This is a genomic window from Flectobacillus rivi (genome assembly GCF_030056655.1).
Lineage (GTDB): Bacteria > Bacteroidota > Bacteroidia > Cytophagales > Spirosomataceae > Flectobacillus > Flectobacillus rivi.
In genome coordinates, this window is the sequence record NZ_JASHIE010000007.1 from 1 (window position 1) to 17,523 (window position 17,523).

The window sequence follows — 17,523 nt, forward strand, 5'->3', positions numbered from 1 at the left end:
GTTATCAGCAATTGTTGCTGGGTTACCATCTGCGCCCGTTGCTTCTGCGTAGTTGGTTACACCATCTCCATCACAGTCGCCTGTTCTCCAAGTCGTGCTTGTATTCGCTAACACTTGACCGATACCCCATACACATGGATTCGTTGGTTGTGGATCCGTGTTATCTGGATCGCCATCGCCATCTTGGTCACCTGCTAATGGTACACTTATCGTTACTGTTGCACTAGCACATACTTGTGGAGTCACCAATGTATTACACACTTGGTAAATCACTGTTACATTTACACCACCCGGCTCGGTAGCTGATGGAGTGTAACTCATGATACCTGTTGTTGGTGCAAATACTACGGTACCACTCGCTGTACCACCTGTTCTCGTAATTACATTGCTCGCTACTGGTAAGAAGTCATCATTCGATAACACATTTACCGTACTGATTGTACCAAATGGCGCTGTTAAAGCATCGTTAGCTGCTGTAGCAGTCTGTGGATTTGGATCTGTTCCATTTGGATTACCATCCTTATCACAGTCCTTGGTCAACCAAGATGGATCCACATTCGCAAGTACTTGGTCTACCTTGTTGTAGCTACAAGCATCGTTTGGATCTGTATTATCTGCGGTCGTCAATGGATTATCATCGATACCATTAATCTCATCTTTGTTCGTTACTCCATCGCCATCACAGTCCCCTGTACTCGTCGCTACTAAGGTCACTTGACTCAAGTTTAAGCTACATGCACTCTTAGGATCTGTATTATCCGCTGTCGTAGCTGGGTTACCATCTGCTCCAGTTGCTTCTGCGTAGTTGGTTACTCCATCACCATCACAGTCCCCTGTTCTCCAAGTCGTGCTTGTATTCGCTAACACTTGACCGATTCCCCATACACATGGATTCGTTGGTTGTGGGTCCGTGTTATCTGGATCGCCATCGCCATCTTGGTCACCTGCTAATGGTACACTTATCGTTACTGTCGCACTCGCACATACTTGTGGAGTCACCAATGTATTACACACTTGGTAAATCACTGTTACATTTGCACCACCCGGCTCGGTAGCTGATGGAGTGTAACTCATGATACCTGTTGTTGGTGCAAATACTACGGTACCACTCGCTGTACCACCTGTTCTCGTAATTACATTGCTCGCTACTGGTAAGAAGTCATCATTCGATAGCACATTTACCGTACTGATTGTACCAAATGGTGCTGTTAAAGCATCGTTAGCTGCTGTAGCAGTCTGTGGATTTGGATCTGTTCCGTTTGGATTACCATCTTTATCACAGTCGCCTGTCAACCAAGATGGACTCACATTCGCTAGCACTTGATCTACCTTGTTGTAACTACAGCCATCATTTGGATCTGTATTATCTGCAGTCGTCAATGGATTATCATCGATACCATTAATCTCATCTTTGTTCGTTACCCCATCGCCATCACAGTCCCCTGTACTCGTCGCTACTAAGGTCACTTGACTCAAGTTTAAGCTACATGCACTCTTAGGATCTGTATTATCCGCTGTCGTAGCTGGGTTACCATCTGCTCCAGTTGCTTCTGCGTAATTGGTTACACCATCGCCATCACAGTCGCCTGTTCTCCAAGTCGTGCTTGTATTCGCTAACACTTGACCGATACCCCATACACATGGATTCGTTGGTTGTGGATCCGTGTTATCCGGATCGCCATCGCCATCTTGGTCACCTGCTAATGGTACACTTATCGTTACTGTCGCACTAGCACATACACTTGGGGTCACTCCTGTGTTACATACTTGGTAAACTACCGTTACACTACTGCCAGGCTCACTCACCGTTGGGGTGTAACTCATCACTCCTGTACTTGCATTGAAACTTACTGTGCCACCCGCTGTGCCGCCTGTCTTAGTCATACTCGTATTTGAACCAGCTAAGAAGTCATCATTACTCAATACATTTACCGTACTTGTTGACCCATAATTGGCTGTTAACACATCATTCTGGGCCGTAGCTACCTTTGGATTGGGATCTGTTCCGTTTGGATTACCATCTTTATCACAGTCGCCTGTCAACCAAGATGGACTCACATTCGCTAGCACTTGATCTACCTTGTTGTAACTACAGCCATCATTTGGATCTGTATTATCTGCAGTCGTCAATGGATTATCATCGATACCATTAATCTCATCTTTGTTCGTTACCCCATCGCCATCACAGTCCCCTGTACTCGTCGCTACTAAGGTCACTTGACTCAAGTTTAAGCTACATGCACTCTTAGGATCTGTATTATCCGCTGTCGTAGCTGGGTTACCATCTGCTCCCGTTGCTTCTGCGTAGTTGGTCACTCCATCACCATCACAGTCCCCTGTTCTCCAAGTCGTGCTTGTATTCGCTAACACTTGACCGATTCCCCATACACATGGATTCGTTGGTTGTGGATCCGTGTTGTCTGGATCACCATCACCATCTTGGTCACCTGCTAATGGTACACTTATCGTTACTGTTGCACTAGCACATACACTTGGGGTCACTCCTGTGTTACATACTTGGTAAACTACCGTTACACTACTGCCGGGCTCACTCACCGTTGGGGTGTAACTCATCACTCCTGTACTTGCATTGAAACTCACTGTGCCACCCGCTGTGCCGCCTGTCTTAGTGATACTCGTATTTGAACCAGCTAAGAAGTCATCATTACTCAATACATTTACCGTACTTGTTGACCCATAATTGGCTGTTAACACATCATTCTGTGCCGTAGCTACCTTTGGATTTGGATCTGTTCCATTTGGATTGCCATCTTTATCACAGTCGCCTGTCAACCAAGATGGACTCACATTCGCTAGCACTTGATCTACCTTGTTGTAACTACAGCCATCATTTGGATCTGTATTATCTGCGGTCGTCAATGGATTATCATCGATACCATTAATCTCATCTTTGTTCGTTACTCCATCGCCATCACAGTCCCCTGTACTCGTCGCTACTAAGGTCACTTGACTCAAGTTTAAGCTACATGCACTCTTAGGATCTGTATTATCCGCTGTCGTAGCTGGATTGCCATCTGCTCCCGTTGCTTCTGCGTAGTTGGTTACTCCATCACCATCACAGTCCCCTGTTCTCCAAGTCGTGCTTGTATTCGCTAACACTTGACCGATTCCCCATACACATGGATTCGTTGGTTGTGGGTCCGTGTTATCCGGATCGCCATCGCCATCTTGGTCACCTGCTAATGGTACACTTATCGTTACTGTCGCACTCGCACATACACTTGGGGTCACTCCTGTGTTACATACTTGGTAAACTACTGTTACACTACTGCCGGGCTCACTCACCGTTGGGGTGTAACTCATCACTCCTGTACTTGCATTGAAACTCACTGTGCCACCCGCTGTGCCGCCTGTCTTAGTCATACTCGTATTTGAACCAGCTAAGAAGTCATCATTACTCAATACATTTACCGTACTTGTTGACCCATAATTGGCTGTTAACACATCATTCTGTGCCGTAGCTACCTTTGGATTTGGATCTGTTCCGTTTGGATTGCCATCTTTATCACAGTCGCCTGTCAACCAAGATGGACTCACATTCGCTAGCACTTGATCTACCTTGTTGTAACTACAGCCATCGTTTGGATCTGTATTATCTGCGGTCGTCAATGGATTATTATCAGTTCCTGTAGCTTCTTTGTAGTTAGGTACTCCATCGCCATCACAGTCTGCATCACGCCATGCTGTACTGGTATTTGCCAATACTTGACCTGAGCTCCATGAACATGGATTCGTTGGTTGTGGATCTGTTACATCTGGATCTCCATCGCCGTCTGTGTCGCCAGTTATGACCGTGATAGAAGTTGTACTGTTATCATTACCAGGTAAGTTACCCGTTGTTTGAGGGCCATTAAAACCTAATGTTCCTGTCACAGTCAAAGGTCCTCCGAGATTTACCCCTGTATAACCCAATATAATCTGACTACAGTCACCTGGAAGTATAGGACTCGTATTTTCTAAACGAATCGTTTGTCCATCATTTGACAATACAGTCCAACCAGTCGTCGTAATAGGAACTAGTGTGCTTCCTATTAAGCTACTTGGCAAAGTAATCAAGGGTCGCAATCTATTAGCCGCAGCATTACGCGCCCCCCCATCATTATTACAAATATCTACCGTCACCCGACCCAAGGTTGAACCTTGAGTCACGGTGGATGGTTGATTGATAATATTGATGCTTACATCTTGAGCCTTCATCTCTACACTAACTAGTGCCAAGCAGGCTAGGGAAATTATTATTTTTCGCAAAATGTTCATAAAGCTTGCTTTTATTAGTTAGCTGTGATTTTGGTCTCAACGGTGTTATTATCAATCTTCTCCTCACCTGCTGAACCGTAAATAATGGTTACTGTAATATTTTGGCTCGTGTTACTTGGTACACCTGTCTTACGTATTGCTGTAAAACCAACCGTTTTCTTTCCATTCGGTGGTATCACGACTCCTGGCTTAGCTGTCACTGTAATAAAGTTGGCATTCTCGGTAAAGATCCAATCGCTGTTACTATTCGCTGTCCCACCAAATACATTTGATGTACCTGAGGTAGATGGATAAGTAATCGTAAAGCCTGAAATCTTAGCAACTCTGAATCCGATCGTACTACCACTTACATTTGGTAAATTGTTGATTTCATAGATATTTATCGCAAAATCTCTAGAAGTACCTGCTGCCAAGAATTCCAAACTGTTAATATCTGTAGTTGGTGTTAAATCTGGCAATAAAGCATCTTTCCAAACATTTGGTAAACCATCTACTGGTGTCAAAATACCATCACCATCTGGGTCACAATTCGTCGTACAATCTACAATACCATCTCCATTTGCATCTAAATTTGGATTCAAGCCCCCTTCTTCTAAATCATAAACACCATCATTATCACTATCTACGTCATAAGGATTAGGTTTAGCGTCATTGTCAGTATCTGGTGGTGTCAATCCTGTTCCTGCTGTAGAAGGTATGCCTGTTATTGACACTGCTCCATCAGCCATACCATCACCATTTTCATCTGTACCATTGGCTTCATCAACATCATTAATACCATCATTGTCACTATCTAAATCTAGACGATTTGGTATGCCATCACCATCGGTATCTGCACTCAACTGAGCATCTTCAACTGTATCTAAAATACCATCATTGTCATCATCCAAATCATCTACATCTGGTACTCCATCTGCATCGGTATCTACTGGAACAGTAATTGTTGCTGTAGCACTTGCGCAAACATTTGGTGTAACTGCTGTATTGCACACTTGGTAAATTACCGTTACTGTGGTTCCACGCTCTGCTAATGTAGGCGTATAAGTAAGTACGCCTGTTAAAGGATTGATGTTTACTGTTCCATTTGCTGTACCACCAGTTTTGCTAATGGTTGTCTTGGTTCCTGGTAAGAAATCATCATTTGTCAAAATATTAAAGTTTGTAGCACTTCCATATTTGGCAGTAAAGGCATCTGCTACCGCTGTTGGCACTTTAGGGTTTGGATCGGTTCCATTTGGATTACCATCTTTGTCACAATCTTGTAGCTTCCATTCAGCACTTGTATTTCCTAATACCTGATCAATAGCATTGTAGCTACAACCATCCAATGGATTGGTATTATCGGCTGTAGTTGATGGATTATTATCTGTTCCTGTAACCTCCTTATAGTTTGTTACTCCGTCACCATCACAGTCTGCATTGCGCCATGCCGTTGTTGTATTTGCCAACACTTGTCCAGATCCCCATACGCAACCATCAGTTGGTTGTGGGTCTGTGTTATCTGGGTCTCCGTCACCATCCTGATCACCCGCAGCTGGAACACTAATATTCACTGTAGCTGTGGCACAAATACTTGGATTTACTGCTGTATTACATACTTGGTAAAGTACAGTAATATTCGTTCCTGATTCGCTTGCAGTAGGAGTATAACTCATTACGCCAGTTAGTGGATTAAATGATACAACGCCACTGGCTGTTCCTCCTATTTTTGAGATACTAATCGTAGCTGCTGGACGGAAATCATCGTTAGATAAAACATTAACTGTTGAAGCAACGCCATAAGGGGCATTCAACACATCATTAACTGCTGTTGGTACTTTCGGATTAGGATCGGTTCCATTTAGATTTCCATCCTTATCACAATCTAATAATTTCCAGTCAGGGCTAGTATTAGCTAGAATTTGATCGACTGCGTTATAGCTACAACCATCTAATGGGTTCGTATTATCTAAAACTGTTGCTGGGTTGTTATCTGTGCCTGTAACTTCTTTGTAATTTGTTACTCCATCACCATCACAGTCTGCATTACGCCATGTGGTTGTGGTGTTCGCTAATACCTGATTAGCACTCCATACACATGCATTAGTCGGCTGTGGATCTGTACTATCCGGATCGCCATCGCCATCTGTATCACATGAGAGTATTGAAACAGTAATAGGGGCGGTTGGACTATAACAAAGCGTTGTTGCATTATAGAATGACGCATAATATTGTCCAGCTCCTATAGAAGTTGGATCTGCTATTTTATTAATAGCAGTAGCTACTGAACTAGAGTGCCAAGTCACATTCAAACCAACTGGCAAATTGGTTGCCGCTAAATCTGTTAAATCTGCTGTTGGAGAAGGACAAACATTCGTTAAAGTAGTAACACCAAACGATGGAGTCGTTGATATTGCAGGGCTAACCAAATCCTCGCTAACCAAGTTTGAAATACAGGTAGCCTGAGTTACTGAAATATTTGTATATGAACCTGCAACTAACCCATTTATTTTATAGGAAGTTGAAGCAGCAGCTACGATAGAGATAGGCGTTTGTGCTACGCCATTTTTCATATAGTTTAATGTATATGATAATCCCTGTGATAGTCCTGTTATAATCAATCCTCCATCATTACCTGGTGAACAAGTGATAGGGTTAAGACCTATTACATCAATAGACGCTCCTCCAGGATTAGAGATTATAATTCCCACACCGTTAGAAGTACATCCCCCTTGAGTAACATTTATTCCGCGATATAGACCAACCCCTAAACCTGTCATGGTGTAAGAATTACCAGTAGCAGTAAAGGTCACTGGGCTTTGAGCAATTCCATCTTTAGTATAGTTTAACACATAAGAAAGCCCTGATGTTAGCCCTGATAAAGTAACAGCACCATCAGAAGCTCCACAAGATGAAACTTGTGTCGCAGGGCCTGATGATAATGATGCAGCTCCTGGGTCAGAAAGAGTTTGACTTAGGGAATTTGATGTACACCCTCCTTGAGTTGCTGAAATATTCGAATAGCTACCTGCACCTAATCCTGAAATGGTATAAGAAGATGAACTTGCTACCACTGTTGAAGAGGCTTGCCATATACCATTTTTCTTATATTTGATTAGATAAGTGTTGCCTATCACTAATCCTGATAGAGTAATAGACCCATTTGCAACTCCACAAGCACTCGGCTGAGTAGTTGTTCCTAAACTTAATACAACTGCACCAGGATCACTCAAACTTGTACTAACAGTATTAGACACACACCCTGAGCTAGTTACACGTATATTGGTATAATCTCCTCTAATAAGACCATTCAGTGTATAAGAAACTCCAGTGGAAGTAAAAGTAACAGGGGTCTGAGCTATGCCATCTTTTCTATAGTTAAGTATATATGATGTAGAAGGTGCTAATCCTGTTATCGTAAATGAACCATCATTGGCTGAACATGCAGTTGGGTTTGTTTTAGCTGATAACGAGATTGTTGCAGTAGTTGGATCTGACAATACTTTAATTAAAGCATTTGATGTACACCCTAAACTTCCTACTGTAATACCTGTATAGTTTCCTGCTGTTAAGTTACCAATAGTATAATTGCTACCCGATGCTGTAAATACGACTGGCGTTAAACTGCTACCATTGAGTAGATAATTTAAGGTATATTGTGTACCTGAAGTTAGACCACTAATTTGAATAAAGCCATCATTAAGCCCGCATCCACTAGGATTCTGACTAGTTCCTAAACTGATTGTTGCTGTGACAGGATCAGCAATAGCGATTGAAACACCTGCTATAGTTCCTGTTGAACAGGTTGTTGACACATTACTAATACTAAAATTGGTGTAAGTACCAGCATTTATATTAGATAATGTTACACAACCAGATACATCAGCAACTAAAGTTACAGGGGTCTGAGTAATACCATTTTTTGAAAATGCTATGCTATATGATATTCCTGAGGTAAGTCCACAGATTTTGATAGAACCATCTAATCCCAAACAAGTACTAGGGTCGACTTTTGTAAAATTACTCGAAGTCAATGTTGGCATTGTATTAACCGTTACCGTTACATTACTCGCTGGACTTTTACAGGTACCATTTACACAAGCGCCATAATATGTCGTTGTCACCGTTGGCTTGACCGTTGTACTAGTTAAGGCTGTACTTGTTAAACTCGAGTCGGTAAACCATGACAACGTACCCGTTGTACAAGTAGCACTCAAAACACTGCTTGAACCCGAACAAATAGCACTTGGACTCGCAGAGGCACTTGTTGGTGCTACTGGCGTAGCCGTTACTGTTACAGTCACACTCTTTGCTGTACTTTTACAGGTACCATTTATACAAGCGCCATAATACGTCGTCGTCGTTGTAGGGCTGACCGTTGTACTTGTTAGTGCTGTCCCTGTCATCCCCGAATCCGTAAACCATGATAAGGTACCCGATGCACAAGTAGCACTCAAGACACTACTTGAACCCGAACAAATAGAACTTGGGCTCGCCGCGAAACTCGTTGGTGCTGCTGGGATAGCTGTTACTGTTATCGTTGTACTACTTGCTGGGCTTTTACAGGTACCATTTACACAAGCGCCATAATACGTCGTTGTCGTTGTAGGGCTGACGGTGGTACTTGTTAAGGCTGTACCTGTTAAACCCGAATTGGTGTACCATGACAACGTACCCGTTGTACAAGTAGCACTCAAGACACTGCTTGAGCCTGAACAAATAGCACTTTGACTCGCCGAGGCACTCGTTGGTGCTTCTGGCGTAGCCGTTACTGTTACTGTCACACTCTTTCCTGTACTGTTACATATACCATTTATACAAGCGCCATAATACGTCGTTGTTGTTGTAGGGCTGACAGTAGTACTTGTTAGTGCTGTCCCTGTCATCCCCGAATCCGTAAACCATGATAAGGTACCTGATGCACAAGTAGCACTCAAGACACTACTTGAACCTGAACAAATAGAACTTGGGCTCGCCGCGAAACTCGTTGGTGCTGCTGGGATAGCTGTTACTGTTACAGTTACACTACTTGATGGACTTTTACAGGTACCATCTATACAAGTGCCATAGTACGTCGTTGTCGTTGTAGGACTGACAGTAGTACTTGTTAAGGCTGTGCCTGTTAAACCCGAATTGGTGTACCATGACAACGTACCCGTTGTACAAGTAGCACTTAAGACAGTACTTGATCCAGAACAGATCGCACTTAGACTTGCTGAAGCACTCGTTGGCGCTACTGGTATAGCCGTTACCGTTACCGTTACACTACTCGCTGGACTTTTACATATACCATTTACACAAGCGCCATAATATGTCGTCGCTACTGTCGGCTTTACTGTTGTACTCGTTAAGGCTGTACTTGTTAAATCCGAGTCGGTGTACCATGACAATGTACCCGTTGTACAGGTAGCACTCAAAACACTACTTGATCCAGAACAGATCGTACTTGGGCTTGCCGAAACACTCGTTGGCGCTACTGGCATAGTCGTTACTGTTACTGTTACACTACTTGATGGACTTTTACAGGTACCATCTATACAAGTGCCATAATACGTCGTAGTTGTTGTAGGACTGACAGTAGTACTCGTTAATGCTGTGCCTGTTAAACCCGAATTGGTGTACCATGACAACGTACCCGTTGTACAAGTAGCACTCAAGACAGTACTTGAACCCGAACATATCGCACTTGGACTTGCTGAAGCACTCGTTGGTGCTACTGGTATAGCCGTTACCGTCACTGTTACACTACTCGCTGGACTTTTACATATACCACTTACACAAGCGCCATAATAAGTCGTTGTTACTGTCGGCTTTACCGTTGTACTTGTTAAGGCTGTACTTGTTAAACCCGAGTCGGTGTACCATGACAATGTACCCGTTGTACAGGTAGCACTCAAGACACTGCTTGAACCCGAACATATTGCACTTGGACTTGCTGAAGTACTCGTTGGTGCTACAGGAATAGCTGTTACTGTTACAGTCACACTCTTTGCTGTACTTTTACAGGTACCATCTATACAAGCGCCATAATATGTCGTTGTTGTTGTAGGACTGACAGTGGTACTCGTTAATGCTGTACCTGTCATTCCTGAATCAGTAAACCATGATAAGGTGCCCGATGCACAAGTAGCACTCAAGACACTAATTGAACCTGAACAAATAGCACTTGGGCTCGCCGAGGCACTCGTTGGCGCCACTGGCGTAGCCATTACTGTTACAGTTACACTACTCGCTGGACTTTTACAGATACCACTTACACAAGCGCCATAATAGGTAGTCGTTGTTGTAGGGCTTACGGTGGTACTTGTTAAGGCTGTGCCTGTTAAACCCGAATTAGTGTACCATGACAACGTACCCGTTGTACAGGTAGCACTCAAGACACTGCTTGATCCTGAACATATTTCACTTGGACTCGCTGAAGCACCCATTGGTGCATCAGGGATAGCCGTCATTGTTACCGTTACACTACTCGCTGGACTTTTACAGGTACCATTTATACAAGCACCATAATACGTCGTTGTTGTTGTAGGACTGACAGTAGTACTTGTTAGTGCCGTACCTGTCATTCCTGAATCCGTAAACCATGACAAGGTACCTGATGCACAAGTAGCACTCAAGACACTGCTTGATCCAGAACAAATAGAACTTGGACTAGCCGAGGCACTCGTTGGTGCTACTGGTGTTGCCGTTACTGTTACCGTTACACTACTTGATGGGCTTTTACAGGTACCGTTTATACAAGCGCCATAATACGTCGTTGTCGTTGTAGGACTAACAGTAGTACTTGTTAAGGCTGTGCCTGTTAAACCCGAATTAGTAAACCATGATAACGTACCCGTTGTACAGGTAGCACTTAATACACTGCTTGAACCTGAACATATTGCACTTGGACTCGCTGAGGCACTCGTTGGTGTTACTGGTGTTGCTGTTACCGTCACCGTTACACTACTCGCTGGACTTTTACAAGTACCATTCACACATGCGCCATAATAGGTAGTCGTAGTTGTAGGACTTACGGTAGAACTTGCTAGCGCTGTCCCTGTCAAGCCTGAATCAGTAAACCATGACAAGGTACCTGATGCACATGTAGCACCTAATACACTGCTTGCCCCTGAACATATCGCACTTGGACTCGCTGAGGCACTCGTTGGTGCTGATAGCGGTGGACATCCCACTGATACTGTTACCAAAGCCGTATCACAGATACTCGTTTGTACTTTATCACAAATTTGATAGACAAACGATACCGTTCCTGTAAATCCAGTTGCTGGGGTAAAATCAATACTACCATCTGCTTTTACAGAAACGCTACCTTTTAGTGGATCTGGTTGTGTTGTTATAGTTGGAGCACTAACTGTAGATAATGTTGCAGCAATACCATTTCTCGTATCGTTATTCAATACTGGAATATTCACCAGTGTATTTAGGGTAGTAGAAGCTGTGTTTGAATTTGCCTGAATACAGGAATTTGAAGTAGTGGTAATCGACGTTGTTGGACTATAACATCCATTTACAGCATCATAAAAAGCCGCATAATAAGTTCCCGTACCTACCGATGTAGGCGTGGCTACTTTATTAGCATTTGTGGCTGGTGTTCCTGTGTGCCAAGTCATGCTTAAACCACTTGGCAGATTACTTGCAGTAACTGTTGTTAAATTAACAGTCACTGTTGGACAAATATTATTTAATGTAACTGCCGAAAGCGCAGGAGGTACTGTTCCTGCGCCACATAACATAAACACATAATAAGGAGTTGTTGCCAAATCACAAGTTCCATTATTATATTTCAAAACATATAAACCACCTACATTTGTCGTGTAGTTTGCTGAGTTTGCGCCTGATATATCAAGTCCATTTTGCATCCATTGATACCCTGTACCCCCTCCGTTATTGGTTTGTCCATCAAGCTGTATGGAACCTCCTCCCGAAACGAGTACAAAATAGTTGGACTGAATTAACTCACATGAAGTAGCGCTTTCCGCATAAGTGGCCTGATAAGTACCAGGTACACTTGTCGTAAATGTTCGCTGTGTCGAATCTGGTATATAAGCCCCATTTTTATACCATCTTATGTCTGTGACATTAGATGGTAAAGACAGGGTTATAGGACCAGTTCCACTATATTGCCCCCGAGCACAAATGCTGGTTAGCAATAATAGGAATCCTATTAGTAATTGCTTATTCATAACTACGGCTTGTTTAATAATGGAATTTTATAAAAGGAATCCCGCTATCAGGAGCAATACATCCTTAGATATATTGCTCCTGATATACAAAAAATAACCTTATAATAAATGAATAGACCTTAGCTGTTAAGGCTCTGGATGAGGGTTGTTATAATCACAATTACCATTCAACAGTAAAGAATAGATATTAACCCCTGGTCTATCAGACACATCATAAAAACCATTTGTACCACCTATATATTGTACCTGTTCTTGGTAACGCGCCATCGGACTATATGTTACTCCTCCTATATCTCCCACACTTTGAACAAAAGTATAATATGTTCCATCTAAGCCTAGTCCATAGCTATTTCGAGGTATGTGATACGCGGAAAATGCTGGTAATGAAGGTACATATTTTGGATAATATATGTTAGAACCAGCAGCAGTAGTAACCCCAGCTAACGCCATATTAGTAAGTTGACTTTCAGGCCAATAATTATTTATTTTTTGAGGATGTAGGCCATACGAACCATTATCAGTCAGGGCAATTAAAGCCTTAGAGCCCAACCCTGTGCCAAGTGTAACTCCATCTGAAATACTTGCCATGCCAGTTATAAGTTGAGCACTAACAAACTTAGTCGCTCCTGCTGGTAAAGCAACTTCTCTCGGCGTGGTACAATCCCAATAACGATTATCTCGTATTCGGATATCAGGTCTGTTATAAGAATAATCACCGTCTTTAAGAGGATATTTAAAATAAACCATACTTTGTGTAGTTATTGGTACCGCCCCCCACATACTACCTATTGCTTCTGCAAGTGTACCCAAAGCGAAGATTTTTCCATCTACCGTGAACATATCACTACCATCTGCCAAAACAGTACCTGCAGGATATAACATTTTTCGTATTTGAGAGGAAGATGTTGGGGCTAGAATGTAATTATATCCACCCAAAGATACCATAGTTGCAAAATCACTGCTAGGTGCCGTCAATTCAGCCGGCCCCCATCCGTAAGTATAACCTGAATAAATATTACTAGGCGTTGTAGCCATGGAATAATAATTACCATCGTTACCCATTAACACAAGTCTGAAGGTTGCAATCGGAGTTTGAATCTTTGTGTATTTGAAGGTTGCTGCATCAGTCCCTAAAGGCACGGGAAACTTTACCAGATGTTGCGCTCCATTGGCATAGGCACTTCCTCTCAACAAATAGACATCACCATTATCGGTCAAACCATAATTAGTACCTGAATTGCCTATAGAGATATCTACCCATTTTGTACCAGTAGGCGGTAATGGGTATTTAAGTATCATCATGGTTGGGTTATATATATTCATATCTCCTACGTATGAATAGGGATAAGTAAGATCAGGATGGAATGACGCATTACGTGGATCCATTACACTACCTGCTCCTTCTACTAAAAAATAAATATATCCATCTACCCCAACAGCATACCTATCTGAGACTGCCACCATTTTAGGAACATTTTGAACTCGGGTTGGGCTAATAATCATAGACTCTGGCCTATAAGTTCCATTTGTAGATGTGACATTATTTTTTCCATACAAAACATAAGGCATCGCATACAAAACAGAATCTGTGCTAATTGCGTATCTATTGTTATAGCTATCGGTCTTCCAAAACTTCAAATTTGAAGGGCACGGTCCTGTTATCACAGTAGTTGGTCCGCCTACTGTTCTGTCAAACGTACATGATTGTGATTTGCTACTAAGGGTAAAGGTCGTAGTACCGCCTGATACCGTATAGCCTGAGGCGGTGAGTACCACGGTTTGCAATCCCAATGCTGTAAATGTTCCTGAGGCGGCAAACGTGACTCCATTGTTGGTAGTACTTAGGCTATATTTACCTACTTTACCTACCGTAAGTTGGATAGTCTGTGTTACTCCCGTGCCAACCATTGTACCTGCCTTTAGTGTACCAGCCGAGGCTACTGAACAGTTATTGAAGGCAGTAATCACAGCCGCGCAATCCGTACAAGCTCCCGCTAGTGGGACGGTAGTTTGTGCCATGATTCTATTGGTATTAGCTACCAACAAACCAATTAACAAAAGTATAGCTCTTGCTTTCATATTTAACTATTGATTAATTATTGATTATTTTATATTAAAGACTCTACCTTGGCAATCATCTCAAATGAAGACTAGATGATTATATATGGAAAAAGCTCAAAAGTTCAAACCTCAAGACAAGGATTGAAAATGGTTCTTTTAGCTTGAGTCGAAAGAAATATTTTTATTAAACCTACAATGGATACAATACTAACATTAAGCAACAAGCAGTAAGGAAAATGCTTATGCTACTTAAAAAAGCTATTAGTTTTTTGACTTGCAACCTAAACTGATAGTGGGCAAAATAAACTTTAATTTTACCCACTTATCTATTATTGAATAGCAATGAAGCAGTATAGATACATTATGAAGAAACTATCAATAGAAGACTTTCATTACTACTTAGGCGAATGCGTTCGTTATATTCAAATATGACTAAGGTATTAAGTATTAGTGTTGAATTCTAAATTTAAAATTTTAATTATCTGTATTTTGTATTCACAATTACTTCAATTTCATTATGCTTTCGGTTGTAAGCCGTAGGCATTAGGCAGAAAAGCTTCCACTATTTCATGAGAAACACTTTTCAACTTTTATCCTACGGCATAAAACCTAGAATTTAAAGTGGGTAAAAATTATTTAATTTTGCCCACTTACCTGTATATAGTAGTTAGGTAATATTTTTATGAATAAGCTATATTATATATATGTATAGGATTGTCGATAAAATTGAAACGAAACTATTTTGTTTGCGTCACCAGTATTTTACAAGATTTGTAAGACCTTAATGGTTTCATTTAATTTTAACAAATACTGCGCCATCGAATCCAAGTACTATTCATTTATTGGCAATTCGCAACGAACGACACGATAATTATAATGAAACTGCCATTTTAACTAACGAACGTGTTTGTACGTCGTAAAAATTTTAAGATATAGATACCCGAAACTAAGACTGTTCAAGCTAGACTTTATACATTTTTTCAGAAAATAAAACAATCTTTCAAGTCAAATTTGCCTAATACCAACAGTCTACTGCCGAAAGTGTAATAAGGTAATCTTACTTTGCATGATTACTTATTTAGAAGAGTACTATCAATGTAATCTACCGGGATAGTATTAAGTGAATCATTTCTATTAAAAAATTCCTCATTCCTACACAACGTTTTTCCTATCATTTCTGGTCTAGTAGCTTAAAACATAGGCAATTTATTATCCTCTAAATGATACAAGTATGAAAAAATATTTTCTTTCCTTCTATCTTTTACTCTCATTACCTTCTTTAATTTTATCGCAAACCGACTGTACAAATATTGGCTTCGAGCTGGGAAGCATCACTGGCTGGAGCTTAAGTAGCGGAACGCTGACAGACGATGGCACAAAGGCAATTTACAGTGCCGAGGTTTCTGGCGCCACCTATAAGATAGTCAATGTTAATGATGGATATGATTCCAATATTACTCAAGATAAAATTCCCGTAACATCAGGAAGCAACTATGCCATACGGCTCGGAAGTAACACTGAGGGAGGCAGTTACCATCGATTAAAAACATCCTTTAATGTAACTTCTGATAATGCTTTGTTTCAATACAAGTTTGCCGTTATGCTCGCTAACGATAAACAAGGGCATGCCGATTTTCAAAAACCAGGCTTTAACATTCTAATTACAGATCAAAATGGTAATCAATTAGCTTGTAGTTATTATGATGTGCAACTTTCAACGACTGGTTCTACAGCAACCTTTAAATCTCAAACCTATTCAAACGGAACCATCGAGTATAAAGACTGGACTACTGGAGCTATCAATTTAAGTAATTATATCGGTCAACGTATCAATATTCAAGTCACAGCACATGGATGCACCAAAAGAACCCATTTTGGGTATGCTTATTTTGATGCGCAATGTTTAAAAGCTGAAGTAAAAGCAAATGCTGTTTGTCCAGACGAAAATGGCGTCATGACATTTTCGGCGCCAGACGGCTTTGCGCAATACACTTGGAATACTGGAGCCACCACATCAAGTATAACTGTAAAACCCACACTCGGAGATAAATTTTGGGTGAAAGTATTGCCTCTTGCAAGTTTGGATAAAAGCTGTGAGCTTCAATTGCAATACGAACTCAAATATCAGCATGTTTTTCATTCTATTGACTCTACTATTTGTGAAGGTGAATCTGTTGCAGTTGACCATAAAACCTACAAAGCTACAGGAACTTACACCATCAATATTAGTCGACAAGGTATCTGCGATAGTACCATTACACTTAAGCTAAAAGTAACAGCACTTACTAGATACAGTAATATAGTAAGTCTTTGTTCTGGAAAAACACTCAGCGTCGGTAGCAAAACTTACAATAGTACAGGCATCTATATAGACACGCTACAACGTGCGGGCAAATGCGACAGTATCGTAACGAATTATTTAACCATTGTTGAGGTTGATATATCCCTTGAACAATCAGATTTCAATTTGGTAACTGGCGATAAGGCATTCTTAAAAACCATAGCGCACTCTACTGGAAATTATCAGTACACTTGGATACCTTCAACTGATTTAGACTGTGCAACTTGCTCAGAAACGGGGGTAAATCCAAGTCAAAGTCGGCAGTACAAAGTTTATGTCGTTAGTAAAGATAATACGGCCTGTCGTGACACTGGCACCGTTAATATCGCTGTAAGGCGATGCGATATTGTGATTTTACCAGACGCATTTTCTCCTAATCAGGATAGCCACAATGATTATTATTTTGCCTATGCTAGTGGTTGTGTAAAGCAAATCAAAAGTATGAAAATTTATAATCGTTGGGGAGAATTGATATTTTGGAAAGAAAACCTATCCCCAACCGACCAAACCAACGGATGGGATGGGACGTACAAAGGAGTTTTAGCTGAGGTTGGTAGCTATGCGTATCAGTTAGAAGTAGAATTAAATAATGGATTTATCAATAATCAAACTGGTGCCTTCGTATTGATGAGGTGATTATTTCAGCAAGAACAACTGTATAAAGACTTAAAAGTGAAT

4 protein-coding genes are annotated in these 17,523 nt (G+C 41.4%); 1 reads left to right on the forward strand and 3 read right to left on the reverse strand.

Annotation, left to right across the window (positions count from 1 at the left end; translation table 11 throughout):
• From QM481_RS11340 to QM481_RS11350, 3 genes are all read right to left on the reverse strand, one after another.
• On the reverse strand, positions 1-4,278 hold a 4,278-nt coding region (locus QM481_RS11340), incomplete at its 3' end, for a beta strand repeat-containing protein (protein WP_283381871.1).
• A gap of 14 nt (positions 4,279-4,292) precedes the next feature.
• Positions 4,293-12,443: an Ig-like domain-containing protein gene (locus QM481_RS11345; protein ID WP_283381872.1), complete on the reverse strand. Its 8,151-nt coding sequence runs from the start codon at positions 12,441-12,443 to the stop codon at positions 4,293-4,295.
• A gap of 126 nt (positions 12,444-12,569) precedes the next feature.
• Complete coding sequence (locus tag QM481_RS11350) at positions 12,570-14,522, reverse strand: hypothetical protein (protein ID WP_283381873.1); 1,953 nt, start codon at positions 14,520-14,522, stop codon at positions 12,570-12,572.
• Positions 14,523-15,735: 1,213 nt separating this feature from the next.
• Between QM481_RS11350 and QM481_RS11355 the strand changes: the two genes are divergently transcribed.
• Entirely contained in the window at positions 15,736-17,481 is a 1,746-nt protein-coding gene (locus QM481_RS11355) for a T9SS type B sorting domain-containing protein (protein WP_283381874.1), read from the forward strand.
• The last annotated feature ends 42 nt before the right edge of the window (positions 17,482-17,523 follow it).

What these genes read in the sequence shown, in the direction of transcription:
- QM481_RS11355 (WP_283381874.1), top strand. Translation starts at nt 15,736, where the DNA reads ATGAAAAAATATTTTCTTTCCTTCTATCTTTTACTCTCATTACCTTCT.
- QM481_RS11350 (WP_283381873.1), bottom strand. Translation starts at nt 14,522, where the DNA reads ATGAAAGCAAGAGCTATACTTTTGTTAATTGGTTTGTTGGTAGCTAAT.
- QM481_RS11345 (WP_283381872.1), bottom strand. Translation starts at nt 12,443, where the DNA reads ATGAATAAGCAATTACTAATAGGATTCCTATTATTGCTAACCAGCATT.